The sequence below is a fragment of the Alexandriicola marinus genome, assembly GCF_004000435.1.
In the GTDB taxonomy this organism is placed as follows: Bacteria; Pseudomonadota; Alphaproteobacteria; order Rhodobacterales; family Rhodobacteraceae; genus Alexandriicola; species Alexandriicola marinus.
This window is the reverse complement of the sequence record NZ_RBVZ01000001.1, coordinates 1,156,611-1,182,697: the sequence shown is the minus strand read 5'-3', so window position 1 is coordinate 1,182,697 and position 26,087 is coordinate 1,156,611. Positions and strand designations below refer to the sequence as shown.

General features: G+C 64.6%; 24 protein-coding genes. 8 read left to right on the top strand and 16 right to left on the bottom strand.

Going from position 1 to position 26,087, the window contains the following annotated elements; translation table 11 throughout:
- Positions 1 to 34: 34 nt before the first annotated feature.
- Both EP376_RS05740 and EP376_RS05735 read right to left on the bottom strand, forming a co-directional pair.
- Entirely contained in the window at positions 35 to 1,171 is a 1,137-nt protein-coding gene (locus EP376_RS05740) for a sulfotransferase family protein (RefSeq protein ID WP_127654551.1), read from the bottom strand.
- Positions 1,158 to 1,433 carry an acyl carrier protein gene (locus tag EP376_RS05735; protein ID WP_203330866.1) on the bottom strand — a complete coding sequence of 92 codons (276 nt, stop codon included), beginning with the start codon at positions 1,431 to 1,433 and terminating at the stop codon, positions 1,158 to 1,160. The genes EP376_RS05740 and EP376_RS05735 overlap by 14 nt, the downstream gene beginning before the upstream one ends.
- A gap of 193 nt (positions 1,434 to 1,626) precedes the next feature.
- On the opposite strand from EP376_RS05735, the gene EP376_RS05730 reads away from it, so the two are divergent.
- Both EP376_RS05730 and EP376_RS05725 read left to right on the top strand, forming a co-directional pair.
- The gene (locus EP376_RS05730; RefSeq protein WP_127654550.1) at positions 1,627 to 2,955 is read left to right on the top strand and encodes an isocitrate lyase/phosphoenolpyruvate mutase family protein; all 1,329 of its coding nucleotides are present in this window, start codon (positions 1,627 to 1,629) and stop codon (positions 2,953 to 2,955) included.
- 61 nt (positions 2,956 to 3,016) lie between these two features.
- Positions 3,017 to 4,171, top strand: a complete 1,155-nt coding sequence (locus EP376_RS05725; protein WP_127654549.1) for a sulfotransferase domain-containing protein — start codon at positions 3,017 to 3,019, stop codon at positions 4,169 to 4,171.
- On the opposite strand, the gene EP376_RS05720 is transcribed toward EP376_RS05725, so the two are convergent.
- The 6 genes from EP376_RS05720 to EP376_RS05695 all read right to left on the bottom strand — a co-directional run bounded on the left by EP376_RS05720 (position 4,162) and on the right by EP376_RS05695 (position 9,211).
- Positions 4,162 to 4,737 carry an adenylyl-sulfate kinase gene (locus EP376_RS05720; protein WP_127654548.1) on the bottom strand — a complete coding sequence of 192 codons (576 nt, stop codon included), beginning with the start codon at positions 4,735 to 4,737 and terminating at the stop codon, positions 4,162 to 4,164. The genes EP376_RS05725 and EP376_RS05720 overlap by 10 nt on opposite strands.
- Before the next feature lie 8 nt (positions 4,738 to 4,745).
- Positions 4,746 to 5,504: a class I SAM-dependent methyltransferase gene (locus tag EP376_RS05715; RefSeq protein WP_127654547.1), complete on the bottom strand. Its 759-nt coding sequence runs from the start codon at positions 5,502 to 5,504 to the stop codon at positions 4,746 to 4,748.
- Positions 5,505 to 5,795: 291 nt separating this feature from the next.
- A complete protein-coding gene (locus tag EP376_RS05710; RefSeq protein ID WP_127654546.1) occupies positions 5,796 to 6,503 on the bottom strand; it encodes a GntR family transcriptional regulator in 708 nt (235 codons plus the stop codon).
- 1 nt (position 6,504) lies between these two features.
- On the bottom strand, positions 6,505 to 7,365 hold the full coding sequence (locus EP376_RS05705; RefSeq protein WP_127654545.1) for an ABC transporter permease: 861 nt from the start codon (positions 7,363 to 7,365) through the stop codon (positions 6,505 to 6,507).
- Positions 7,362 to 8,132: an ABC transporter ATP-binding protein gene (locus EP376_RS05700; protein WP_238928581.1), complete on the bottom strand. Its 771-nt coding sequence runs from the start codon at positions 8,130 to 8,132 to the stop codon at positions 7,362 to 7,364. Before EP376_RS05700 ends, EP376_RS05705 begins: the two co-directional genes overlap by 4 nt.
- 47 nt (positions 8,133 to 8,179) lie before the next feature.
- Positions 8,180 to 9,211, bottom strand: a complete 1,032-nt coding sequence (locus EP376_RS05695; protein WP_127654543.1) for an ABC transporter substrate-binding protein — start codon at positions 9,209 to 9,211, stop codon at positions 8,180 to 8,182.
- 243 nt (positions 9,212 to 9,454) lie between these two features.
- Between EP376_RS05695 and EP376_RS05690 the strand changes: the two genes are divergently transcribed.
- Genes EP376_RS05690 through EP376_RS05675 form a run of 4 tightly spaced genes read left to right on the top strand, consistent with a single transcriptional unit; the run spans position 9,455 to position 12,462 of the window.
- Positions 9,455 to 10,153 carry a fumarylacetoacetate hydrolase family protein gene (locus EP376_RS05690; protein WP_127654542.1) on the top strand — a complete coding sequence of 233 codons (699 nt, stop codon included), beginning with the start codon at positions 9,455 to 9,457 and terminating at the stop codon, positions 10,151 to 10,153.
- The gene (locus tag EP376_RS05685) at positions 10,150 to 10,767 is read left to right on the top strand and encodes an RraA family protein (RefSeq protein ID WP_240652432.1); all 618 of its coding nucleotides are present in this window, start codon (positions 10,150 to 10,152) and stop codon (positions 10,765 to 10,767) included. Before EP376_RS05690 ends, EP376_RS05685 begins: the two co-directional genes overlap by 4 nt.
- Positions 10,764 to 11,630 carry an NAD(P)-dependent oxidoreductase gene (locus tag EP376_RS05680; protein ID WP_127654541.1) on the top strand — a complete coding sequence of 289 codons (867 nt, stop codon included), beginning with the start codon at positions 10,764 to 10,766 and terminating at the stop codon, positions 11,628 to 11,630. Before EP376_RS05685 ends, EP376_RS05680 begins: the two co-directional genes overlap by 4 nt.
- 1 nt (position 11,631) lies before the next feature.
- Positions 11,632 to 12,462 (top strand): sulfite exporter TauE/SafE family protein, encoded by an 831-nt coding sequence (locus EP376_RS05675; RefSeq protein WP_127654540.1) that lies wholly within the window; start codon positions 11,632 to 11,634, stop codon positions 12,460 to 12,462.
- A 9-nt stretch (positions 12,463 to 12,471) separates the two neighbouring features.
- Here the strand turns inward: EP376_RS05675 and EP376_RS05670 are convergent, their stop codons facing one another.
- Both EP376_RS05670 and EP376_RS05665 read right to left on the bottom strand, forming a co-directional pair.
- Entirely contained in the window at positions 12,472 to 14,316 is a 1,845-nt protein-coding gene (locus EP376_RS05670) for a PHA/PHB synthase family protein (RefSeq protein ID WP_127654539.1), read from the bottom strand.
- Between the two features lie 91 nt (positions 14,317 to 14,407).
- Positions 14,408 to 15,934: a bifunctional aminoglycoside phosphotransferase/ATP-binding protein gene (locus EP376_RS05665; protein WP_127654538.1), complete on the bottom strand. Its 1,527-nt coding sequence runs from the start codon at positions 15,932 to 15,934 to the stop codon at positions 14,408 to 14,410.
- Between the two features lie 287 nt (positions 15,935 to 16,221).
- Here EP376_RS05665 and EP376_RS05660 point away from each other — a divergent pair, with 287 nt between their 5' ends.
- Entirely contained in the window at positions 16,222 to 17,214 is a 993-nt protein-coding gene (locus tag EP376_RS05660) for an aldo/keto reductase (RefSeq protein WP_127654537.1), read from the top strand.
- Between the two features lie 74 nt (positions 17,215 to 17,288).
- Positions 17,289 to 18,281 (top strand): aldo/keto reductase, encoded by a 993-nt coding sequence (locus EP376_RS05655; protein WP_127654536.1) that lies wholly within the window; start codon positions 17,289 to 17,291, stop codon positions 18,279 to 18,281.
- Here the strand turns inward: EP376_RS05655 and EP376_RS05650 are convergent.
- The 6 genes from EP376_RS05650 to EP376_RS05625 all read right to left on the bottom strand — a co-directional run bounded on the left by EP376_RS05650 (position 18,278) and on the right by EP376_RS05625 (position 26,080).
- Entirely contained in the window at positions 18,278 to 18,523 is a 246-nt protein-coding gene (locus tag EP376_RS05650; RefSeq protein WP_127654535.1) for a MoaD/ThiS family protein, read from the bottom strand. The two genes, EP376_RS05655 and EP376_RS05650, sit on opposite strands and share 4 nt — an antisense overlap.
- Positions 18,523 to 20,751, bottom strand: coding sequence for a xanthine dehydrogenase family protein molybdopterin-binding subunit (locus EP376_RS05645; RefSeq protein ID WP_127654534.1), 2,229 nt, complete (start codon positions 20,749 to 20,751; stop codon positions 18,523 to 18,525). Before EP376_RS05645 ends, EP376_RS05650 begins: the two co-directional genes overlap by 1 nt.
- Positions 20,748 to 21,230 (bottom strand): (2Fe-2S)-binding protein, encoded by a 483-nt coding sequence (locus EP376_RS05640; RefSeq protein ID WP_127654533.1) that lies wholly within the window; start codon positions 21,228 to 21,230, stop codon positions 20,748 to 20,750. The genes EP376_RS05645 and EP376_RS05640 overlap by 4 nt, the downstream gene beginning before the upstream one ends.
- Entirely contained in the window at positions 21,230 to 22,090 is an 861-nt protein-coding gene (locus tag EP376_RS05635; RefSeq protein ID WP_127654532.1) for an FAD binding domain-containing protein, read from the bottom strand. The genes EP376_RS05640 and EP376_RS05635 overlap by 1 nt, the downstream gene beginning before the upstream one ends.
- 136 nt (positions 22,091 to 22,226) lie before the next feature.
- A complete protein-coding gene (locus EP376_RS05630; protein ID WP_127654531.1) occupies positions 22,227 to 24,989 on the bottom strand; it encodes a cation-translocating P-type ATPase in 2,763 nt (920 codons plus the stop codon).
- Positions 24,990 to 25,156: 167 nt separating this feature from the next.
- Complete coding sequence (locus EP376_RS05625) at positions 25,157 to 26,080, bottom strand: LysR substrate-binding domain-containing protein (protein ID WP_127654530.1); 924 nt, start codon at positions 26,078 to 26,080, stop codon at positions 25,157 to 25,159.
- Positions 26,081 to 26,087: the final 7 nt, after the last annotated feature.

Here is a 26,087-nt window from a genome sequence, read left to right as displayed (position 1 = left end):
GTCGGACCAAAGTGCCGGGTAAGGGGGGAGCGTGTCAACTCTTGGCTGTGGTGCGGCCGATCTCGGCAGCGCCGGTGGCCACGCGCGCGGCATCCGCCCCGTCGAATGACAGGCCAAGTGCCGCGTGAATACGCTGGACCGTGTCCACCGGCGTGTTGATCAGGTCGTCGAAGGCGATGTCGAGGAAACGCGCAGGCGCGGTTTGCCGCGCGGCCTCGGCGCGGGCGGTGGCGATCTGCATCATGGCGCGGGCCTCGTCCCCGAGGTCCACGACCGTGCCACGGCGGGCAAAGACGGTTCGGTTGGCTTCGAGCAAGGTGGCGGTCGAGGGAGCCGTCTGTTCCGAAGGGCGGGACAGCGCAACGATCAGCGCCTCGGGAAACCCGCGCAGGATCGCCGGCAATCCCCACATGTGAAAGGGCGACTTGAGAACCCATCGACGCTTCGGCGCCTGCGGGGCCTGCGCCCCGATCCGCGACAAGAGCCGCCCGTAGATCAGGTAGGCCGCGTCCCAATCCTCTTGCGGGCGCTCTGCAAACCAGCGGTTATAGCCGGGCAGCGGCGCCCAGAACTGGAACGACGGCGACAGAAACGATGGCTCCAGAAGCGCAAAGCATTCTTCTGCGCTGTCCGCGGCCACCGGGTGAAGCTGCAGCAGACGCGGCGAGAGCCTGCCGACCTGTTCGAGATATCGCGTGACACGATCCTGCGGCCAGTGGCCGTCTGCACGGGACATGCCAAGCGGCACCGAGACTTCGGTCGCGGTCGGACATCTGAACTGCGGATCGGTCGCCATCAGGCGATGCAGGAAGGTCGAGCCGGTGCGAAACGGCCCGACGATGAAGACGGGCGCCGGCGTTCGGGCGGAGTTGCCCGGCCCGTGGGTCATCTCGGTGCGCCGGATCAGCCTGTCGATCAGGGCCTGTTGCAGAAGCTTGCGGCCAAGAAAGCTCAGCCCCGGGGAGGCGCGTCGCAGATCGTCGGTCAGAACCTCCAGCCCCGCGCGCGCCAGAGGATCGAGGGGAATGTCGCCTCCCACCCTGTCTGCAGCCAATTGCCGAAGGGAGGCCGGGTCGAAGATCTCTGCCCGTGAGCCCCGGGCAAGTCCGCCCACGACGGTCCGGTCCGGGGTTGCGGCGGCCCCGCCCGGCGGATCGTCAGCCGCCTTCATTGTCGATCGCCCGGGCAAGGTAGGTCTCGACCAATGCGCAGATCGTCGAGAGGTCGACGAAATTCTCGGGTATGAAATCCTCGTCCGAGAATTCGAAATCGTATTCCTCCTCGATCCGCGAAATCAGCTCGACGGTCGCAAAGGAATCCAGTTGCAGCCCCTCATCGAAAAGTCGCGTGTCGGGCCGGAACCCACCCTCGGGCGCCGCTGTGGCCTCGGCAAGAAATGCAACGACCTGCACGTAAACTGCGTTCTGGTCCAATTTCTTAACCTTTCAAATGGCACGATCTGCGCGTCACATTCAGGTAGGCGTCTGTGTGTTGCCACGTCAAGCTTGGGACATGCCCAAGAAATACGCAGATACAGGGGCTATCACGCAGGGCCATGATCGCGTTAGGCTTGGGCATTATGTGATTGCCCTCCGATTTTTTGCCTGACCGGGACCAAGACATTCGATGCGCAACGATTACGAGAGCGATGCCGAACAGACCGTCTATGTCGGAATGGTGGGGGATATGCTCCATGCAGGCCACATCAACGTGATCAGAACGGCCGCGCGGCTGGGCAAGGTGACGGTCGGGGTGCTGACCGACGCAGCTGTCGTCAGCTACAAACGCCTGCCGATACTGGGCTATGCCGAACGCGCCGGGGTGGTGGCCAATATCAAGGGTGTCAGCCGCGTCGTGCCGCAGGACACGCTGAGCTATGCGGCCAACCTTCGGGCCCTTCGGCCCGATTTCGTTGTTCATGGCGATGACTGGGCCAAGGGCCAACAGCAATCGGGGGCCCGCGCCGAAGTGATCCAAGTGCTGAGCGACTGGGGCGGCCAGCTGATCGAGATCCCCTATACCGCCGGCATATCGAGCACCCAGCTTGTTCTGGCGCATGAAGAGGACGGATTGCTGGCGCGATCGCGGCAGGGCCGGTTGCGTCGGCTTCTGGCCGCGAAACCTCTGCTTCGGGTGATCGAGGCACACAGCGGCCTGTCGGCCCGGATCGCAAGCGAGGCGGTCGGACAGGATGGCAAGACCCGGTTCGACGCGCTCTGGCAAAGCAGTCTGGCCGATGCCACCGTCCGTGGGAAATCCGACCGGGAGGTCGTCGACAAGGCCCACAGATTGCGCACGATCGAGGAGATCAGCGAAGTCTCTCATCTGCCGCTGATCTACGAGGGCCGGGCCGGCGGCACGCCGGATCAGGTGTACGACCTGACGCGAAGCCTGGATTATGCCCGGGTCTCGGCGCTGTGCCTTGATGACAGGCTCAGCCTTGCACGCAACGGGGATACCGGGACCGACGAACCCGAGTTGCAGGCCCCGATCCCGGAGTTCAGGCAGAAAATCAACGCCTTCGAGGCCGCAAGCCGCGCGAGCGAGATCATGTTGATCTCGGGCATCGGCAGCTTTGTGACAGGCGCGGGGCTGGCCGATGCGATGGCGCGGGCAGAAGCGTTTCTTCAGGCCGGAAGCGAGGCGATCCTTATCCGGGGCACCCCCGACGGCCCGCAGCAGGTGTTCGAATTCGCTCGGTCGCTTCGATCCAATGGCATTCTCGCGCCGATCCTCGTCGAGCCGGTGGCAGGCTGGTCGGCAGGCCTCGCGGCGTTCGAGGAGGCAGGGATCAATGCGGTCATCTATCCCAACCAGTTGCTGCGTGCCACGATCCGACCAATGGAGCGGCTTGCACAATCGATCCTGACGGATGACCAAAGGGACGGCGCAGGCGATCTGCCGGACGTGATTTCGATCCCTGATCTGCTTGCCATGATCCCGGAGAATTTCTGACGATGGATGGGCGCCGCTTCGCATCGCCGTTGCAGACGTGCCATGGCCGGGCGGCCCGTGCATGACAGATCCACGTCGCATCGTCTTTGCCTCGCCGATCGAGCCGTCGGGCGCATCGTGGCTTGTGAATTGCTTTCTCGAGCTTGGCATCAGGGTCATCCACCGGCCCGCCGAGACAAAGCTCTGGCGCAAGGGCGATCCTGCGGCGTCGATCTGGATCGACGAGGGCGGTAGTTCGCGGCTGGCACCCCGCGCCGCGATACTGGGCAAATGGATGCCGTCGCTCGTCCATCGCGACAGCTTTCGCTTTCGGGAGGATCTTGTCGTCGATTACCGGCAGGATCTACCCCGTCTCGGCGAGGCCCAAGATGACACGCTTCTGTTTGTCCGCGACCCCCGCGATGCGCTCTATTCGATGTATCGCAGGCGGGGTCCGGGCATGTCGTTCGCCGAATTCTGCGATTTTCCCAACCCCGAGACATTGTTGAACAGGCCTGATCACTGGCGTCTGCATGTCCAGTGCTGGCAGGCCCGCGCTGCACAGCGGGTCTACCGGTTCGAGGATTACAAGGCCGATGCGACGGCGCTGTTGCGGCGCATTCTGGGTGATCTGGGGATCACGGCCTCCGACGCCGAGATCGGGGCTGCGGTTGCCGCGTCCGACAGTTCACAGGCCAAGGCCGCCGAGGCCATCTACCGGGCCCGCAATCCAAGCGATCAGGAGATCGCGAACCGGGCGGGAACCGTCGGCGACTGGAAGAACGGTGATGACGCGACAGACGCAATCGAGCGGATAGAAGGGCGGGCAGGGGCTGTCATGCGGGCGCTTGGTTATGCGACAGGCGTGCCGGCGCCCGTGAGCGTCATGCCCGCGCAACTGGCCTGTCTGAAGGTGTTCGAGACGATCGACCTGCCGGCGGCATTCGCCGAAAGACGTGGCGATCCGCTTGCGGATCCGGACATGCCGGCGCTTGTCTCTCAGATCGCGAGGCTGACGCCCGAGGCGCTTGCGGCGGCAAAGATGTCGCCTGTCGAAAGCCGGATGTTTCTGGACAGCATGTCCGAATTTCAGGCCGCTCTCGGGGCCCGGATGGGTCAGCACCTTGATCGGCTGTCCCGGCAGCTTCAGGACGGGGAAGCGGCGCATCTGGAGACCCTGAACGCACTCTTGCGCGAAAAGCGTGCGGCCCGTCGGGCACGGCGCGCTCAGCCCTGACGACCGGGTGCTGGCGGTTTGAGCAGTGTTGCACATGCAGGCCAGACAGCCGCCAGAGCCTCGGCCGGAGACAGACGGTCGGTATCGATGCGAAGGCAGGTTCCGTCCTGTCGTTCCGGCAATTCGTAATCGTGCGTCACGCCGACAAAGCAATCGTATTCGCCGGCAAAGGCGCGCGCGTAGTGGCCTTTCCTGTCCCGCGCGGCACAGGCCTCGGTCGGGCATTCGAGAATGACTTCAAGAAACGGATCAAGGTGTTGTCGGGCCAATTCCCGCATCCAGACCTGATGAGAAATCGTGGCGACGATCGCGATCCTGCCGGCGCGGTTCGCCTCGGCCGCAAGCTCGATCGTGGCGTGCAGGACTTCGGCCCTGTCCTCAAGCGAATGGCCATAGGATTTAGGCAGCCGCGCGCGGATCTCTTCTCCGTCGAGGAGGACGACACCGTGGTTGCCGGCCTCTGTGAAGCGTTGGCGAAGCCTTTGGGCAAGAGTGCTTTTCCCGGCACCGGACTGCCCGCTGAGCCAGATCGTGCCCATGACGTCTGTGCCGTTTCCGGGGGACACGCGGCCGGCTACCTTGGCAATCTGCGCGCCATCCAGACGCGCGTCATGTAGGGGATCGGCAGGGTCGTGCCGGGCAGGGCGCCCACGACGTCGGCAATCTCGTCCACGATCGCGTGAAACGCGGCGCCGGTCTGACGTTCCAGTGTTGCATGTGATCGCCACGCGGTGACCCAGTCGTCCTTGTCGACGTGATGAACGATCGGGCATTCCAGCCGGTGCACGGGGCCGAACAGCCCCGATTGCGCGATGACGCCGCCCTGATCTTCGCGGCGGGTCCCGTAGTCATAATCGGGCACATGCGCGGTGATGATGCCCTCGATCCGGGTTTGCAGCGGGTCTGTCAGGTCGCGGTGATTGAACATGCAGACAAACCAGCCGCCATCGGCCAGAAGACGCGCACTCTCGCGCAGGGTGTCGATCCGGTCCGTCACCCCGAACGACGAGCCATAGGTCGTCAGGGGAAAAGATGCGTCCGGCAGCCCGGTTGCCTGCATCACGCCCTCTTTCCATGTGACCTTTGGCAGATGCTCGGTGCGTTCGGTGCCATAGCGCCGCATTTCTGCATTTGGCTCGAGCGCCAGAACATCAAGACCGCGCTCTGCCAGCTTGAGCGTCAGATGGGCGACGCCCGCGCCAAGATCGATCACCTGCTGGCCCGACGGGGGCGATGCGATTGCCAGAACCGCATCGATCGCCGCGTCAGAATAATCGGGCCGGTTGATGTAGGCTTTGGCAAGCCCGGTATAATCCCAGTCGAGTTTTGTCATTTGCAGCAATTTCTTTGATGAAAAGGGTGGTCTCCACGATGGCGCGATTGCGCCTGCAAATACAGACCTTTCTGCCGCTTTTTGCCATTCAGGATCACGCAGGGCGTTCGATGGAAGTCCGAGGGCGGTGGTCGCATGGTGCGTGTTGCGGAGGGCAGGATCAGCCTTATGTCGCTTCCGGGAAGGTGTGTAGGTGTTTTATAACAAAGGCTTGTCCGACAAAGCTGATGTTATGCATTAAGCCTGCCATCGCGTGAACGCGGCTAGCGACTTTGCCGGAACTCTCTGGTTCTAGGCCGGACGACGATCCTGGAATTCCCAGGGAACCAGCCCCCGGAGCCCCTCAAGAGTGGTGCGGTAGTGATCTTCCAGAAGCTGGCAGGCCAGATCGGGATCACGGTCAAGCACCGCGTCGAGGATCGCCTTGTGTTCGGCAGCCGCCCCTTCGCGGCGCAGCTTGCTGGGATTGCTGTTCATCGACAGGTTCCGATAGCGCACCGCCTGATCCATCAGGTTCGAGCAGAACCCCAGCAGAAGCGAGGAGCCACAGCGATCCAGAAGGAGCATGTGGAAATCCTTGTGAAGCCGCTCCCATTCCTCGGACAGGTCCTTTTCGGCCTCTTTCGGGATGCGCCTCTGGGTCCGTGCCAAACGGTGGAAACTGACGACCAGTTCCTCTTCGAGAGCTTCGTCGATATTCGCGATCGACTGCCGCAGCGCTAGCGTTTCGAGCCAGATGCGCGTCTGAACCAGTTCGGCCAGATCGTCCATCGAGATCGGGGCCACGCAAAACCCGCGATTGCTGCGCCGTTCCACCAATCCCTCGGACGACAACCGGTTGAGCGCCTCGCGCACGGGGACAGCACCGATGGAATACCTCTCCGACATGGCGTCGATCTGCAGGCGCTCATCGGGGAACAGCGTGCCGTTCAGGATGTCACGACGGATCCGGTCGTGGGCCTGCTCCGACAGGTTGCGAAATTCCGTCGCTTCTACCATCCTACATCATCCCGCCCGGGCCACCCGACTTGTTCCAGAATACGAACCGTCTCTGAAGCCAGACGACGATGAAGAACAGGGTCAGGCCCAGAAGGCTGAGATAAAGGATCAGCGAAAACACGCGGGGCGTGTCCAGCTGGCTGGCCGATTGCCGGATCAGCGCGCCGAAACCCGACCCGCCGCCAAGGAATTCGCCCGTGATCGCGCCGGCCATGACGCCGACCGAGGCGATCTTGAGGCCGGTGAAGAAATAGGGGAGCCCCGTCGGCAGCTTCAGCCGCAACAGGATCTGCATCCGGGTCGCGCCCACGGATTTGAACAGCATCCGTTCGTTCTCGGTCGCGGCATAAAGCCCGGCGGCGGTCGAGACCACGATCGGGAAGGTCGCGATAAAGGCAGCAAGGGCCACTTTCGATCCGATGTCAAAGCCCAGCCACGCGATGAACAGGGGCGCAAAGGCCACCTTTGGCATTGTGTCGATCGCCACGAGATAGGGCATCACGGCGCGTTCGCCGAACTTTGTCTCGCCCACCAGAACGCCAAGGGAAAATCCGATCGAGATCGCGATCAGGAACCCGTAGAGAACGGTCAGGGTCGTGGTCCAGAGCGCCTCGAGCATGTAGCCGCCCGACAGCAGGTTCTTGCCCACGAAGATCAGGTCTTCGAGTGTTTCGGCCGGGCTTGGAAGGATGATGGCCGAAACCCATCCCATCCGCGTCACCAGATCCCAAAGACCCACGATGGCGACAAACAGAAACGTCATCGCCACCCAGCGCGGGATGCGGTCGATGAACGCCTCGTGTTCGACCCAGACGGTATCCCCGCCCGAGTCCATCTGGTCCGGATTGGTCGCGTCGGTCATTGATGGGCCTCCTTACCCAGAAGGTCGCGAATATGGCTGACGATTTCGCCGAAATGCGTGGTGTTGATCATGTCCAAAGTGCGCGGGCGCGGCAAGTCGATGGTGATATCCTCGACCACATGGCCCGGACGCGCCTTCATGACAAGGATTCGGTCCGACAGGATCACCGCCTCGGCCAGCGAATGGGTGACGAGAAAGGCCGTCGCGCCGCGTTCAAGGCAGATCCGCTGCAATTCCATGTTCATGAAATCGCGGGTCAGTTCGTCCAGCGCCGAGAAGGGCTCATCCAGCAAGAGCATCGCCGGATCCGAGATCAGCATCCGGCAGATCGAGGCGCGCTGCGCCATGCCGCCCGACAATTCGCCGGGATAGACATCGGCGAAATCCCCGAGCCCGACGAGTTTCAGAAGGTCCATCGCCTTGTCGGACGCGGCCTTCGCCGCGGCGCGCCCTTCGCGAAGCTCGATCGGCATCAGGACGTTTTCCAGCGTGGTTTTCCACGGCAGGAGCGTGGCCTGCTGGAACATCATCCCGATATCGGGGCGCGGGCCCACGACGGGTTTGCCCTCCAGAACCACGCGTCCGGTGGTTGGCGGCATGAGCCCCGCCATGATCTTGAGCAATGTCGATTTCCCGCAACCGGACGAGCCGATCACGGATACGAACTCGCCCTTGTGAATCTCGAGGTGCACATCCTGAAGCGCTACGAGGCTGTTGCGGGCATAGGTCTTCGACAACCGTTCGATCTTGTAGACAGTCCGCGCCATGGGCGCGGACTGCTGTGTGTCGATGGGGCGGGGCTCTGCCATTGTCGTCAGGCGTTCCAGCCGGCCACGAACTCGTTGGTGTAGGCACCGGCGAGATCTTCCAGAGGCTCGGACAAGGCACCGGAGGCCACGGCGGAATCGTGGATCGCCTGCCAATGCTCTGGCGGCTGATAGCCGTAGCCCTGACCCATGTAGGCATCGGTCGGTGTCATCCGCTCGACCACGCCGTCGAACAGGGCGGCGGCGTAATCCTGCTCGCCTTCCTGCGGGTTACCGGCGGCGCAATGGGCAAGGCAGGTGTCCTTGTTCGCCGGATCGCTGGCAAAACGCATCCCCCGGACCATGGCGCGACCGAAGGCGGGCGCGAGTTCGGGCATCTCGGCGATCGCGCTTTCCAGCATGGCGATGCCGTTGCCGAAGAAGCCAAGATAGGCTTCGGGCGTGATCTCGGTCAGGTTGATGCCGCGCGAGGCGAGGATCGCGGCGTCCGAGACGGCGCCGGCATAGGCGCTGACCTCTTCGCGCAGGAACGCGACGGCTGCCGTTCCGCCGTCACCGACGGGCAGGTATTCGAAATCCTCGCCCGGCGTCAGGCCTACATCGGTCATGATCGCGCTGGTGAAGGACACTTCCGCACCGTCCGCGGTGCCAACGCCCACGACCGTTCCGGCCAGCTGTTCAGGCGAGGTGATGCCGCTGTCGGCCGGCACGAGAAGGCCGAACACAGACTTGGGATACAGGTTGTAGAGGAACTTCACGTCGACGCCGCGGGCGCGTGCGCCGAGGGTCGGGCCCGGTCCGGGCGCGCCGATATGGGCCTGCCCGGCGGTCATCGCCTGAAGCACGGCGGACGATCCGTCGATGGCTTCGAGGGTCGGCTCATAGCCTTCTTCGCCGAAATAGCCTTCGCCCACGGCGACCCAATAGGGCAGCCAGGTCAGTGCCGAAGGGTTCGGCACGGCGAAGGTGATCGCGGTCTGGGCGCGCACGATAGCAGGCGCACCGATCGCGGCGGCGGTCATGCCGCCAAGGCTCAGTGCTCCGAATTGACGGCGCGACATCCCTGTCCGAATGGTCATATGGTTTTCCTCCCATTTCTCCGTTTGGGCACGTCACTCGCGTTTTGTTCGGCACCGAGTGTGAGCCCTGAATCGGGAGCCTATATGATTCGGAGCGATACGCAAAAGAATATACGAAATGCCCAATATCGGCTTTTCATATCTTGAACTAGCGTCTCAACCGCGACAATGTATGGGCATCTGAAGACGCGCCCGACGCGCGGGTCACGTCTGCCCCACAACACGCATCCGAGGATTTCCGCCATGGTCGCCTATGCCGTCACCCCGCCCAGCCCGGCTTATCTCGATATTGTCGGTTCGGACGAGAAATTCCCCGTCCGCCGCATCTATTGCATCGGCAAGAACTACCTCGCCCATGTGCGCGAAATGGAGCAGGACGAACGGGACCCGCCGGTCATCTTCATGAAGCCGGCCGATGCGCTGGTCCGCAATGGCGGCGAGATCCCCTATCCGGTCTTCACGAACAACTTCCATTACGAATGCGAACTAGTCGTGGCGATGAAATCGGGCGGCTATAACATCTCTGAGGCGGATGCCTCGTCGCATATCTTCGGCTATGCCGTCGGCCTCGACATGACCCGCCGCGATCATCAGGCAGAGGCTCTGAAAAAGGGTCTGCCGTGGGAGGTGACGAAAGCCTTCGATCATTCCGCGCCTGTCGGGCCGATCACCCCGGTCGAGACGACCGGTATCATGACCTCGGGCCATGTGAAGCTCAAGGTCAATGGCGAGACGAAACAGGATGCCGATATCTCGCTCCTGATCTGGAAAATCGACGAGATCATCGCGAAACTGTCCGAACAACATGCCCTGATGCCGGGAGATATCATCATGACCGGCACGCCGGCCGGGGTCGGGGCCGTTGTGTCCGGCGATGTGCTGGATTGTTCGGTCGACGGTCTGTGGCCGATGCAGGTCCGCATTGGAGAGCCCGCAGCGTGAGCCTGTCGCGGCACCTGGCTGAGCTTGGGACCGCGACCATTCACGAAGCGGCAGAGGCCGCGCAACTGATCGACCTTCCGCTCAGGCCGTTGTCGCCGGATATGCGGGTCGCCGGGCCCGCGTGCACCGTGCGTTGCACACCCGGCGACAACCTCGCGCTTCATCGCGCGATCGCGGTGGCGGCGCCGGGCGAGGTCATCGTCGCCGATTATGGCGGCAGCATCGACAGTGGCCCGTTCGGAGAGATCATGGCGCTGGCCTGCCGGATGCGTGGCGTGGCAGGGTTCGTCATCAATGGCGCGGTGCGCGACAGTGCCGAGATCGTCGAGATGGGATTTCCGGTCTTTGCCCGGGGCCTGAACATCCGCGGCACGGTCAAGTCCGACCCGGGCGCGCTGGACATCGTGCTTGAAATCGGCGAGGCCCGGATTGCGCCCGGCGATTATGTGATCGCCGACAATGACGCGGTCATCATTGTGCCGGCAGACAGGGCGCACGACGCGCTCGAAGCGGGCCGGGCCCGCGCCGAGGGCGAGGCACGGATGATGGATCGACTGAGGGCCGGGGAGACGACCTTGCAGATCCTTGGATTGGAAGGGGAGATTTCGACATGACGACGATTGCGATCGCAGGCACCGGCCGTATGGGAACGGCCTTTGCCAAGCGCCTGATTGAAACGAGCCATTCCGTCACGGTCTGGAACCGGACGCCTGACAGGGCATCGGATGCCGTGGCCGCCGGCGCCGATCTGGCGGCCGATCTGGCCGGGCTCACGCAGGCGGATATCATCCTCGTGTCGCTGACGGATGCCGCGGCTGTCAACGCGGTGATCGACGGGCTGATCGACGCCGGGCTGGACGGCAAGCTGATCGTGGACATGTCGACCCTGCTGCCCGATGACACGCGCGCCATTGCCGCAAAGGTGACGGCCGCCGGGGCGGAGTTCGTGGATTGCCCGGTGGGCGGCACGGTCGGCCCCGCGCTCAAGGGACAGCTTCTCGGCATGGCAGGCGGCACGGAGGCTGCTGTCGCGCGCGCCCGGCCCGTGCTCGATCATCTGTGCAAACGGGTTGAGCATCTGGGCCCCGCCGGCGCCGGCGCCAGCATGAAGCTGGCCGTGAACCTTCCGCTTGCGCTCTATTGGCAGACGCTGGCCGAGGCGATGGCATTGCTCGACGGATCTGGCATCACGCCCGAGACGGCGATTTCCGTGATCGCCGACAGTTCGGCCGGTCCGGCCGTGCTCAAGAACCGGGCGCAGGTGGTGATCGATACGCTGAACGGCACCGATCAGCCCGGGACCTTCGATCTCAACGGCCTGTCCAAGGACCTTGGCCTCGCCCTGCAGCAGGCCGAGAGGTTGGGGCGCAAGCTGCCGATCTCGGCCGAGGTGCAGAAGAATTATGCCGAGGCGATTGAAGGCGGGCTTGGCGGGTTTGACGGCGCAAGCCTCACGCGCCACCTGACTGGCCACTGAGGTGGAGCTTCTCTCTGATCCGCTTACCCTCCTGACGTTGATCGCCGGGCTGGCCCTTGCGGGGGCCAGCATCGGCGTTCTCGCCGGTCTTTTCGGCGTGGGCGGCGGGGCGATTTCCGTCCCGGTCTTTTTCGAGATCTTCGGCATGCTGGGATATCCCGCCGAGGTCGCCATGCCTCTGGCCGTGGGCACCTCGTTGGCCGTCATCATCCCGACGTCGATCAGTTCGGCGCGGGGCCATCACCGCAAGGGCACGCTGGAAAAGGATGTGTTGCGGGCCTGGGCCGTGCCGATCCTCGCGGGCGTCATCGTCGGCGCGGTCGTGGCGCGATATGCGCCACCGGTCGTGTTTCAGGCGGTGTTCGTGGCCGTGGCGCTCCTGAATTCGGTCAAGCTCCTGACCGGGGGCAAGGGCTGGTCGCTGGGCGACAGCCTTCCGGGGCGCGCGGGGATGAGCGCAGGTGGCGCATTGATCGGGCTGGCCTCGGCGATCATGGGGATCGGCGGCGGCGCGTTGTCGAACCTCTTCCTGACGCTGCATGGCATGCCGATCCACCGCGCGGTCGGCACATCTGCCGGGGTCGGGGTCCTGATCGCGATCCCGGGCACGATCGGCTATATCCTCGCGGGATACGGGCAGGCTGATCTGCCGCCTGGGTCGCTCGGTTTCGTGTCGCTCGTGGCCTTTGCGCTGACGATCCCGACGTCGATGCTGACGACCCGCTTCGGCGTCGCGCTGGCCCACCGGATGACACGCCGCAGCCTCGAGATCGCGTTTGGCAGCTTCCTTCTGCTGGTGGCCATCCGGTTCATCTGGGCGATCTTCGGCTGAGCGATCGCCCTAATGCTGCAGGACGTAGCGGCCCGGTGCGTCGCAAAGCGGCGCATAACGGCCGCCGGACTGGCCCGTCTCGGGGGGCGTGGTGAGGCCGGTTGAGCGGTCAATCAGCCACGCGGTCCATTCCGTCCACCATGATCCATCAACGGGTTCATGTCGGTCGATCCACGTGTCGGGGTCGGTATAGGTATCGCCTTCGTGCCGGGTTCCGATCCGGTAATGGCGGCGGGGGTGGCCCGGCTCGCTCAGGATACCGCCGTTATGGCCGCTGCTTGTCAGCACGAAGGTCAGGTCGCTTTGTGTGAACAGGCGCGTCTTGTAGACCGAACGCCATGGCGCGATGTGATCGGTTTCGGTGCCGACGACGAAGAACGGGGCGTCAATGTCCTTGAGCGCGATGACCCGGCCGTCCACGGCAAAGCGGCCCGCGGTCAGCCGGTTTTCGAGGAACAGGCCACGCAGGTATTCGCTGTGCATCCGGGCGGGCATCCGGGTCGTGTCGTTGTTCCAGACAGTCAGATCGCTGGGCAGGTCCTCGGCCCCGAGGAAGTAGCGCCGCACCGCACGGGCATAGATCAGATCCTCGGCCCGGATCGAGGCGAAGGTCCGCGTCATCTGGGGACGGTCGAGATAGCCCTGCGCCCACATCATGTCTTCGAGGAACGCCACCTGGCTTTCATCGAGGAACAGCAGCAATTCACCTGCTTCGGAAAAATCGACCTGCGCCGCGAACAGGCTGATCGAGGCTAGCCGGTCGTCTCCGTCCCGTGCCATCGTCGCGGCCGCGATCGACAGGATCGTGCCGCCAAGGCAATAACCGGTCGCGTGGATCTTCTGCCCCGGCACGATGGCCGAAACCGCGTCGAGCGCCTCCATCACGCCGCGTCTTCGGTAATCGTCAAGCGAGAGCGACGCCTGATCGGCCGTCGGATTGCACCACGAGATCGCGAAGACCGTGAAGCCTTGTTCGACCAGATACCGGATCAGCGAGTTCCGGGGCGACAGGTCGAGGATGTAATATTTCATGATCCAGGCCGGCACGATCAGAACGGGTTCGGCCTGAACCTCGTCGCGCATCGGAGCATATTGGATCAGTTCGAACAGATCGTTGCGATAGACCACCTTGCCCGGCGTGCAGGCGATGTCTTCGCCGATCCGGAACCCTTCGGGCGGCGGTCTCGAGTGCTGGGTCCAGGTCTGAACCATGTCGTCGATCAGATGTTGGGCGCCTTCAATGATGTTGTGGCCCCTCTGGCGCACGGTTTCCCGGATGATCTCGGGGTTCGTCATCGGAAAGTTCGAGGGCGAGATCAGGTCGAGATATTGCCTGACCATGAAGGCCACACGCTTGGAATCGGGCTCGCTCAGGCCGCGCATGGTGGCCGTTGCATGATCCCACCAATCCTGCGTGGCCAGAAAGCTTTGCTGCGTCAGCGCAAATGGCAGCTTTGACCAAGCCTCATCCGTGAAGCGGTGATCATAGGATTTCGGCTTGAACGGGGGGTCCGCCTCCTGTCCGGCGGCCAGGCGGGCCGCATATTCGAAGACATCGGTGGCGTTGCGCAGGCTGCGCTCGGCAAGTTCGAGCTGACGCCCCGGTGCGCGGCTCAGATGGAGGGCCCAGTCCGACCACGCCTGAAGGATGGAATAGGGCGACACGCCCCCCGTCTGCCGCGCGACAATCGCCCGCGCGATCCGGTCGAGCGCCTGATAGGGATGGGCGTCGGTCTCTGTCGTCGGAACCGATGGCAGCATTTCCCCCGCCACGGGGGGCTTTGGCGAAACCGCCTTGGGCGCGCGCGCGCGTTTCGCTTTGGTCGCGGGTTTCCTGGTCGGGGACTTTGCCATGCCAATGACCTTGTCGGACATCCGCGACACGTTCCTTGATGCAAATCATGAAACGATGCGTTGGCCTTGATCCTTCGGGCAAAGCGCCCCGTCAATCGCGATCGGGCGCATCCCGTCCGATCAGGTCGAGCGCCCGCGCACGGACGTCATCCACCGCACCTGTGCCATCAACACGGGTCCATGACATCGGGCCATGACCGGCCCGGAGCTGCGCATCAAGGACCGAGCGATCGGCATCCGACACGTCACCCCTGCGCGCCATCACACGATCGGCGAGGAGGTCGTCCGGCACGTCGATCCAGAGGCCGTGAAACGGGACGCCGGCGCGCAGGGCGGCCTCTTCGGCCGAGGCCCTGAGAGCGGGATCGACGAAAGTCGCGTCAAGGATCACCGAATGCCCGGCCGAAAGGATCGTCTCGGCGCGATTGAGGATGGCGCGATAGACCGCCTCGCGGCTTTCGCGACCGTAGGACTTCGGATCGAGGTGCCGTGTCTGCGCGCGACCGGCCTTTCGCTCCTGATCGGAATTGAGGATGACGGCACCGGGCAAAGCACCGATCCCGGCGGCGAGCGCCCGGGCCAGCACGCTTTTGCCACTGCCCGAAAAGCCGCCAAGCGCGATGAGGCGGGGCTGCGCGGGCCGCAGCGCCGCGCAGGCCAGATCGAGATAGGCCGCGATCTCCGCCGTGCTGGAACCGGTGCTCTGGCGGGCCGCATCCGTCTGCAGCAGGACCATCGCGCGGATCGCGGCCCTGACCGACAGGAACAGGGGCAGGGCGGCAAGGCCTGCATCCTCGGCCCCGCGCGCCTCGCGCAGCCAGGCGTCCAGAACCCGGCAGGCCTGACGGTGCAGATCGCGGTGGCAGAGGTCCATCACCAGAAAGGCGATGTCGTAGAGCACATCGCAGGTGCCCAGCGTCTCGTCGAATTCAAGCGCATCGAAGGGCACGGGCCGTCCGTCGATCAGAACAAGGTTTCTCAGGTGCAGATCGCCGTGCGCCCGCCGGACATGCCCGTCGCGGCCGCGTGCATCAAGGAGCGGCCCGACCTGTTCCAGTGCCCCGGCCGCGGCTGTCTGCCATTCCGGCACGCGGGCCGCACCATCGGCGCTCGGAAACTCGGCGAAGACCCGTCCAAGTTCGGCCAGGATCTCGGCGATCAGGCGTCGGCCCGAGTGATCGCGGGTCGGCGCGGCTGCGTGATAGGCGGCGATGGCCACGCCCGTGTCATCGGCCAGACGATCATCGAAGGCCCCGCGTTCGGCGATGCGTTCCAGCTCGTTCTCCGCCGGAAAGCGCCACATCCTCAGAACCCAGTCGACTACCTGACCCGTGCCGCCCAGCATCAGGCCGCCGGGGCTCTGGGTTACCGGCAGGATGTCACGATAGATCTCGGGCGCGAAGGGTTGGTTCAATTCCAGCTCGCGCACCAGCATCTTGTGACGCAGATCGGCGGTGCTGAGGTCCATGTAGTCGTATCTGACTGCGCGTTTCAGCTTGAACGCAGCATCTCCACACAGGAAGACATAGGCTCCGTGGGTTTCGACCACCTCGACCGGCGCGTCCGTGCCGAAGGCCCGACCGGATGACAGGAATTCGACCGTCCCGCGTTGATCCATCGTCTGCCTCGTGACTCGTCAAGCCGATGTTTCCGCATTTCGCGCGGAACGACAATGTCTGCAATGGGCGTGCTGTTGCGACAAGAGGCGAAACGGCTCGTGGAGTGGCAAGGATTTCCGTCAATCGACTTGCCAAACCCTTGGAAAACCGATTGATTTGAGACATGGCTTCGCCCCGCGAATGGTGGCGCGCTTTGCCCGTCTTGCGTGGTTCATCGGTAGTCGATTGTCAGTGTTTCGCTCTGTGGAGAGAACGCAAACGCCCCTGAACAGATTAGGAGTATGAAATGAACTTGCCGGATCGAGAACTTGGACGCACGGGTTGGAAGGTCGCGCCGATCGGATTTGGCGCATGGGCGATCGGCGGTTCATGGGGCGATGTGTCGGAGGCCGATGCACGTGCCACGCTCGAGGCCGCTCTCGACGCCGGGGTGACCTTCATCGATACGGCGGATGTCTATGGTGACGGCCGTTCCGAACGGATCGTGCGGGACGTTCTGGCCGGGCGCTCGGGCGATCGGCCGGTCGTCGCGACAAAGGCCGGCCGCAGGCTCGATCCCCATATCGCCGAGGCCTATACGGCCGAGGCTATCGAAGGGTTCGTCGATCGCAGCCTGACGAACCTTGGCGTCGACTGCCTCGATCTTCTGCAACTTCACTGCCCGCCGACCGACGTCTACTACCGGCCCGATTTCTTCGGCGCCCTCGACACGCTGGTGGCGAAGGGCAAGGTGCGGTCGCTGGGCGTGTCGGTCGAAAAGGTCGAAGAGGGCCTCAAGGCGATCGAATACCCCAACGTCGCCTCGGTTCAGATCATCTACAACATCTTCCGCCAGCGCCCCAGCGAACGGTTCTTTGCCGCGGCCCGCGAGAACGGCATCGGCGTGATCGTGCGCGTGCCTCTGGCAAGTGGGCTTCTGACCGGCAAGATGACGGCCGAAACGGCCTTCGCGGCGGATGATCACCGGAATTTCAACCGCCATGGCGCGGCCTTTGACGTGGGCGAAACCTTTGCCGGTGTGCCCTATGAATTGGCGCTCGAGGCGGTCGAAAAGCTGCGCCCGCTGGTGCCCGAGGGGGCCACGATGGCCCAGATGGCGCTGCGCTGGATCCTGATGAACGACGCGGTCAGCGTCGTCATCCCCGGTGCGCGCACCCCTGAACAGGCGCGGGCGAATGCCGCGGCGGCCGATCTGGCCCCCCTTGGGCCCGAGGCGATGGACGCCATTGCAGACGTCTATGACAGCATGATCAAACCGCACGTCCACCAGCGCTGGTGATCTTTGGAACAAATGACGGGCCGTTGCGGCCGGGCAGGGGGTGACCCCCTGCCAACAATAATGGAGATTGACCGATGAATACGCGTCAGGTGGGTCGAACGGACCTCAGGATCGACACGCTCGGGCTGGGCGGGGCGCCGCTGGGCGGCAATTTCGTGGACCTCGACGACAGCGAGGCCGCCGAACTGGTGCGCACCGCGCAGGAGATCGGGATCGGCTATTTCGACACCGCGCCGTGGTATGGGTTCGGCAGGTCCGAGAGGGTGATCGGCGATGCGCTCAGGGGCACGGAGTATATCCTGTCCGACAAGGTCGGCCGCCTGCTCAAGCCGGGCGCGGTGGAGAACCCGATGGATTTCGGCATGGTCGACCCGCTGCCGTTCAACGTTGTGTATGATTATTCCTATGACGGCATCATGCGTGCCTATGAGGACAGCCTTCAACGGCTTGGCCTTGACAGGATCGACATGCTCTTTGCCCATGATATCGGCGAGATGCAGCACGGCGCCGAGAATGCCCGCCATTTCAAGGATCTGGCCGACGGCGGTTACCGCGCGATGGACGAATTGCGCCGCAACGGCGATGTGAAGGCGATCGGGCTGGGCGTCAACGAGAACAAGATCTGCCTGAACGCGCTGGGGATCGGCGCGTGGGATGTGTTCCTTCTGGCCGGGCGCTATACGCTTCTGGAACAGACCCCGCTCGAGGGGCTGTTTCCCGCTTGCCGCGCGGCAGGCACCACGATCATTTGCGGCGGGCCGTTCAATTCCGGCATCCTCGCCGGGCGGGACATGTGGAATTACGCCAAGGCGCCCGAAGACGTCGTGGCAAAGGTCCGAAAGTTGTCGGCCGAGGCGGATGCTTTCGGTGTTCCGCTGCCCGCGGCGGCGCTGCAATTCCCGCTGGGCAATGACATCGTGACCTCAGTCATCCCCGGTCCACGGAACACTGCGGAATTGCGCCAGATCGTCGAATGGTTCGAGATGCCGATCCCGGCGGACTTCTGGGCAAGCTTGCGCGACAAGGGTCTGATCGCCGAGGCGGCGCCGGTGCCCGCGGGGGCCTAGCCCCCGGCGAGCCTGCGCATCAGGAACACCTCTGCATCGGGGGGCAGTTCCTGTGACCAGTCGTTGCGGTAGATCTGGCCATCGACCGCAACGGCCACTTCGTTGCGGATGGGCCCTTCAAGGCCGGGATACCGCTCTTGCAGCTTGCGCAGCAATTCGCGGATCGTCCCGGCCTCGACCGAGAGGGTCTTCTGGTTGTCTGCCAGCGGAACCAGTCCGCCCCAGAGCGTCACCTGTACCATTACCCCGCCTTTTCACGGTCCAGCGCGGCAAGGATACGGGGCGGCGACATCGGGATATGCGTCATCCGGACGCCCACGGCATTCGAGATCGCGTTGGCGATCGCGGCAAGCGGCGGCACGATTGACGTCTCGCCCACGCCGCGCACGCCGTAAGGATGGTTGGGGTTGGGGATCTCGAGGATCTGGGTGTCGATCATCGGCAGGTCCGAACAGACGGGGATGCGATAATCGAGGAAGCCCGGGTTCTGAAGACGCCCGTCTTCGCCATAGACATATTCCTCGTTCAGCGCCCAGCCGATGCCCTGCGCGGCACCACCCTGGTATTGCCCCTCGACGTAAGAGGGATGGACGGCCTTGCCCGCATCCTGGATCACGGTGTAGCGCTTGATCCGTGTCGATCCGGTCTCGGGGTCGACCTCCACGTCGCAGATATGCGTGGCGAAGGACACGCCCGCCCCATCGGCCACGATCTCGGAATGGCCTGCGATCGGCCCGCCGGTCGTGCCGGCTTCCGCGGCAATATCGGCGACCGAAAGCGGGGGCAGGTTGCCGTAGTTTTCGCCGCGCGCGACGGCGTGGCCGTCTTCCCAATCGATATCCTCGACCGGAATATCCCAGATGAGGGCTGCGCGCTGGCGCATCACCTCGATGGCGTTGCGCGCCGCCGAGATCGTCGCCATCGAGGACGAGAACGTGCCCCGGCTGCCGTCGGTCATGTCGTTGTAGCCAAGGGTCGCGGTATCGGCCACGACGGCCTTGACGTCCTTGTAGTCGATGCCGAGTTCCTCTGCCGCGATCAGCGACAGCGAGGCCCGCGATCCGCCGACGTCGACCGTGCCCACCGCCAGCGTCACGGTGCCGTCGGCATTGATGTTGAGGTCGGTGCAGGTCTGCCCGCCGAAGTTGAACCAGAAGCCACAGGCCATGCCGCGCCCCTGGTTCGGGCCGAGCGGGGCCTTCATGTGATCATGCGCCTTTGCCGCCTCGAGCGTCGGTCCGATCCCGATGGGGCCATAGACCGGACCATAGGACGACCGCGTGCCTTCGCTGGCCGCGTTCTGGATGCGGAACTCGACCGGGTCGATGCCCAGTTTCTGGGCGAGTTCGTCGACGGCACTCTCGACGGCGAACGCGGCCATCGGCGCGGACGGCGCGCGATAGGCCGCAACCTTGGGCCGGTTCACGAGGATCTCGGACCCGACGGTCTTGACGTTTTCAAGATCATAACAGGCAAACGAGGTCATTGCGCCCATCTCGGCCCAGCCATCGGCATAGGGGCCGTTGCTGTATCGCAGATGCGCCGTGGCCGCCGTGATCCTGCCGTCCTTGGTGGCGCCGATCTTGACGTCGATCGACGTGGCGCTTGTGGGGCCCGAGGCACGGAACACCTCTTCGCGCGACATGACCAGTTTGACCGGTCTTCCGGCCTTGCGCGATAGCGCAAGCGCGACCGGCTCGGCCCAGACATGGGTCTTGCCGCCAAAGCCGCCGCCGATTTCGGAGGAGGTCACCCGCAACTTCGAGACGTCGAGGCCCAGAAGGCTGGCGCAGGTCTGGCGGTAGACGAAATGGCCCTGTGTGCAGACCCACATCTCCGCCGTGCCGTCCGAATTGCAGCTGGCCACGCAGGCATGGGGCTCGATATAGCCCTGATGGGTCTGCTCGGTCAGAAAGCTGCGCTCGACGATCACGTCGGCCCGGGCAAAGCCCGCGTCCACATCGCCATGGCCGAACTCGGTCTGCTTGGCGATATTGGGGGCGGTTCCGTTCGCCTTGGGCGCGTCGGGTCGGGCGGCCATGTCGACATCGGTTACATGCGGCAGGACCTCGTATTCCACCTCGATCAGCTTGAGCGCCTGTTTGGCGACCCGCGCGTCGATCGCCGCGACAGCGGCAACCGCATGGCCATCATACAGCACCTCTGTCCGGGCCATGCAGTTCTCGAGCGTATTGAACAGGCCCTGATCCCCCTCGGTCAGATCGGGCAGATCGGCGGCCGTGACCACGGCCTTCACGCCCTTGAGCGCCTCGGCGCGGGAGGTGTCGATGCGCACGATCCGCGCATGGGCGTGGGGGCTGCGCAGGATGCGGGCGACCAGCTGACCCGGCATGTTGAAATCCGCGCCATAGCGCGCGCGGCCGGTGACCTTGTCGACACCGTCGGGCCTGAGAGGCCGGGTGCCAACGGAGCGGAAGTTCCTGCCCTGATATGTCGTGTCGAGGCTCATGCCCGTTCCTCCCTCATGACGATTGCGGCGTCGGCGACGGCGCGGACGATCTTGTCATAGCCGGTGCAGCGGCACAGGTTCCCGGCAAGCCAGAACCGGATCTCTTCTTCGCTGGGGTCGGGGTTGGTGTCCAGAAGCGCCTTGGCCGCCATCAGGAAACCGGGGGTGCAGATACCGCATTGCAGCGCGGCATGTTCGATGAACTTCTGCTGCAGCGGATGCAGCGTATTGCCGTCCGCCATGCCTTCGATCGTCTCGATGTTGCGGCCCTCGGCCTCGGCGCCCAGAACGAGGCAGGAACAGACGACGCGGCCATCCATGATGACGCTGCACGCGCCGCAATCTCCCGTGCCGCAGCCTTCCTTTGCGCCCATCAGGCCCAGCCTGTCGCGCAGCACATCGAGCAGGCTTTCATCGGCGTGGCACAGATATTCCACGTCGTCACTGTTGATCGTTGTCGAAACCGGGAGTGATGCCATCAGTCTTCTCCTGCCCGTTGGTATGCGATTTTCGCGGCACGTGCCGCCAGCACGCCCACGACCTGTTTTCTGAAATCCACCGTGCCGCGCTTGTCGGCGATCGGGGTGCTTACCTCGGAACAGACTGCCGCCAGCGCGTCGAGCGCGGGCTGATCCAGCCGGGTTCCGATGATCGTCTCGGCGGCCTCGGTGGCCTCGATCACTTTGGGCCCCACGGCACCGAGAGCCACGCGCGCGGAGGCGATGCTGCCATCCTCGGCAAGCGTCAGTTGCACGCCCACGCCCACAACCGCGATATCCATTTCGGTGCGCGGGATAAAGCGCAGGTAGGCATCGCCCGAACGTGGCCCGGGGTCCGGCAGAACGATGGCCTCGATGAATTCGCCCTTGCGAAGGGAGGTCTTGCCCGGGCCTTGCGGGATGTCCTGCACGGGAACGGTTCGCCGCCCGTCGGGGCCCGCGATCCGGGCCAGCGCGCCGGCGGCGACCATGGCGGGCACGCTGTCGGCGGCCGGCGAGGCGTTGCACAGATTGCCCGAGATCGTGCAGCGCCCCTGTATCTGGGTCGAGCCGATCAGGTTCGCGGCCTCGACCACGCCGGGCCAGACGCGGCTCAGCTCCGCATTCTCGCCAAGTGCGGCGCAGGGCACGGCGGCGCCTATCTCGAATCCGTCGGCGGTGCGGGTCACGTCGCTCATCCCCTCGATCGCCTTGATATCAACGATGAGGTCGGCCTCGAAGGCGTCGTTCTTCATGCGAACAAGAAGGTCTGTCCCGCCCGCAAGGACAAAGGATTTCTCCCCGCCCGAGGCAAGGAGGGCTGTCACGTCCTCGATGGTTGCCGGTCTTTCATAGCGCATCGGGCATGGTCTCCTGCTGCATGATCATTGAACGATGTATCAAATCTGGCGAAGGAAGAATCAACCACTAGCGAACATCCTGCGCGCCCTTCCGTTCAGGTCACGCGACGGACGGCAGCAATGCTCCATGACTGGGTCATCCCATGGCAGGCACGGGGCGCAGCCGGTTGTGCGCGGCCTTGTGAAGCTCCATCACCAGAAGGATCGTCAGCGCGGCGGTCAGCAATGTGACCCAGTGCGAAAACGACACTGGCTCGATCCTGAGCACATCGCTGATCCACGGCGTATACATGGCGCCGATATGGATCAGCTGCGCCACGACCGTCCCGATCAGGAGAAGCTTGTTGGTCAGCGGGTTGTGACGGAAGGCCGAGAGCGTTTCCGACCGGCTGTTGAAGACGTTCACGTTCTCGAACAGCACCATCAGCAAGAGCGTGCTGTTGCGCGCCTGATCGACGGAGAAGCCGTTGTCGAGGAACCATTTGAACAGCAGGAACGCGACCACGCCCATCACCAGCGCCGAAATCACGACCCGTTCGATCATCAGCCTGTTGAACACAGGCTCCTTGGGGGACCGGGGGGGCTGGCGCAATTCGTTGCCTTCCCCCGGCTCGAAGGCCAGCGCCACGTCCTGAATGCCGTTGGTCACGAGGTTGAGCCACAAAAGCTGCACCGCCAGAAGCGGAAGCGGCAGCCCCGCCATGAGCGACAGGGCAAAAAGAACCAGCTCGGCCGCCCCGGTCGAGATCAGAAGGAAGATCACCTTGCGGACATTGGCATAGGCGATGCGGCCTTCCTCCACGCCGGCCACGATCGACGAGAAATTGTCATCGGTGATGATGATATCGGCGGTCTCGCGGGCGACATCGGTGCCGTTCTCGCCCATGGCGACGCCGACCTGCGCCGCGCGAAGGGCAGGTGCGTCGTTCGCGCCGTCGCCACTGACGGCCACGAAATAGCCGCTGCGTTGCAGCGACTGCACGATCTGCAGCTTCTGCTGCGGCTCGACCCGGGCAAAGACCCGGCCGCCGCGCACCAGCGCGTCCATTTCGGCCTCGTCGGAGGCGGCCTTCAGCTGTGGTCCCGTGACCACCTGTTCCGGCCCGTCGATGAGGTTCAGCTCGCCCGCGATGGTGGCGGCCGTCGTCGGGTGATCGCCGGTGACCATCGCGACCTCGATCCCGGCCGCGCGGCAGGCGGTGACGGCGGCCTTGGCCTCGGCGCGCAGCGGATCGATCGCGCCCACGAGGCCGAGGAAGGTCATGTCCTTCAGCTGGTCATCGGAGAACTGTCCATCGGGGCCGGGAGGCGCCGCGCCCTCGGCCAACCCGATCACGCGGTAGCCCTGCCGGGCCAGCGCCTCGGCCTGCGCCTCGATCGCGGCGGGATCGAGCGGCACATCGCCGCCGGGCGTCGCCATGGTGTCGCAGAACGTGAGGATCCGCTCGAACGCGCCCTTGACGAAGGCGCGGGGGGCGCCGCCCACCTCGTTGAAGCTGGCGCAGAATTGCCGCTCCGATTCAAAGGGGATGGTGGCCAGTTCGGGGCTGGCGCTGATCAGTTCGGACCGGATCGTGCCGGCCTTGTGCGCCATGATCAGAAGCGCCACATCCACCGCGTCGCCATCCGTGACCCAGCCGTCGTCGCGGCGACCGAGAAACCCGTCATTGGCCAGAACGGCGGCCCGCGACAGGCGGGCCATCGTGTCCTGTTTTTCTGGGGCGAGGCCGCCCACGGGCGAGACGATCGTGCCGGTGGGCTCTGTCGTGGCGCCCGTCACCTCCCACGGCTCTGCCCCCGGCACGACGACCCTGCGGGCGGATAGCCGGTTCTCGGTCAGGGTGCCTGTCTTGTCGGTCGCGATGAAGGTGCAGGAGCCCAGTGCCTCGACGGCGACAAGGCGCCTGACGATCACGTTGCGCTTGGCCATGCGCTGCATTCCGATGGCAAGCGCCACCGTCAGCGCGACGGGGAGACCCTCGGGGATCGCGGAGACAGCCAGGGCGACTGCCAGAAGGAACACCTCGTCGATCGCCGTGCCGCGGGTCAGCGCGATTGCGGCCATCGCAACGGAGGCCACGCCGACGGCCATCGCCACGCGCCGGGTGAAGCGCTCCATCCGGACGATGAGCGGCGCCTTGGCGGGCCGCCTGTTCAGAACGCCCTCCGCGATCTTGCCAAGCTGCGTGTCCGAGGCGGTGTTGACGACAACCGCATGCTGGCGGCCCCGGACGACCATCGTGCCGGCAAAGACCATGTTCAGCCGGTCGCCCAAGGCGCATTCGGCAGGCAGCGCGGCCTCGTCATCCTTGATGACGGTCGCCGACTCGCCGGTCAGAAGCGACTCGTCCACCTCAAGATCGCGACCCGACAACAGCCGCATGTCCGCCGGAACCTTGTCGCCCGATTCCAGTCGAACCACGTCACCGGGAACCAGGTTTTCCGATCCGATCAGCGTCGCGTCGCCGTCACGCAGGACGCGGGCCTTGGTGGTGACAAGATTGCTCAGCGCCTCGGCGGCGCGTTGGGCGGAGTATTCCTGAAGCGTGCCGATGATCGCATTGACCAGAAGGACAGCGGCGATCAGCGCCGCATCGGACCATTCGCGGATGACCATCGACACGAGTGCCGCCAGCAGCAGCACATAGATCAACGGGCTTGCGAATTGCCGCAAGAACACCTGCACCGGGCTGGGGGGCGCGCCATGGGCCAGCGCATTCGGCCCGAAGCGTTCCAGTCGGTCGGCGGCCTCGGCCCCGCTCAGCCCTTTGCGCGAGGTCTGGAGCCTGGCCAGAACATCATCGATCGCGGGCTGATGCGGATCGGGGAAAGCGGCGTCCTGCCTCGTCCGGTTCCCCGCGCCACTGGGCGGATGCGACGTCGCTGCCTGGTCATTCATTCAGGATCACCCCCAAATCTTGACGCAGAGACCCGCCGGAACCCGTCCTGACATTGTCGGTAGCGGACACTGGAAAAGCCCGCTCACAAGACCAAGGTTTTTCCCGTGGCGCAAATGATTTTCGCCCCATTCGATCGCGACCTGTGTTGGTGCGACCGCACAGGCAGTTATTGCGACGCGGCCCTGGCCTCTGGCTGATCGTATTCGGCGCGTGCGTGGGAAAGCAGCCATTTGGCAAAGGTTTCCGTGGCTTGCGACCCGCGCTTGCTGCGGATGACGAGGTGAAACGCCTCGCGCGGGAACAGGATCGGCAGGCCCGCCGAGACCAGCGTTCCCGCCTCTGTCAGCGCCCCCGTGATCGACCGCCAGCCCAGCATCATGCCGTGCCCGTCCAGTGCGGCCTGTGTCGTCTGGACGTAGTTCGTGAAGGTCTGGCCGTTGCCGCGTTGCATGGGCTGACCGGTGGCGCGCAGGTATTCGGGCCATGTCACCCACGACACCTCCGCCGATTTCACATGCAGAAGCGACACGGCGCCGGGCGGCACGGGCCCGTCGAAGCGTGCGCGCATGGCGGGCAGGCAGACAGGTTCGACCGCCTCCTCGAAGAGGGGATGGACCTGTCCGTCGCTCCAGCGCCCGTGCCCGTAGCGGATCGCCACGTCGATGCCTTCGGTCAGGGGCGGAACGCCAGACTGGGTGGTGACGACGTTGACCAGAAGCTCGGGGTGATCGCGATAGAACGCCGTCAGCCGGGGCATGAGCCAATAGGTGGCCACGCCCACCGAACAGGCGACGGTCACGGTGCGCCCGCGCTGGGTTTCGGCAAGGCGCAGCGTCTCGAGCATGTCGGCGATCTGGCCGAGCCCGTCGGCGATGGTCGCGGCCAGCGCCTGCCCGGCATCGGTGGGCCGCGCCGGGCGGCTTCCCCGATCCAGAAGCGGCAGGCCGATATCCTCTTCCAATTGCTTGACCGCCTGGCTGATCGCGGGTTGCGACACGTTCAACTCCGCCGCCGCCGCCCGGACGGATCCGGTCCGCACCACGGCGGCAAAGGCGGTGAGCAATCGAAGGGGGGGCAAGGCACGGCTCATAGCATAA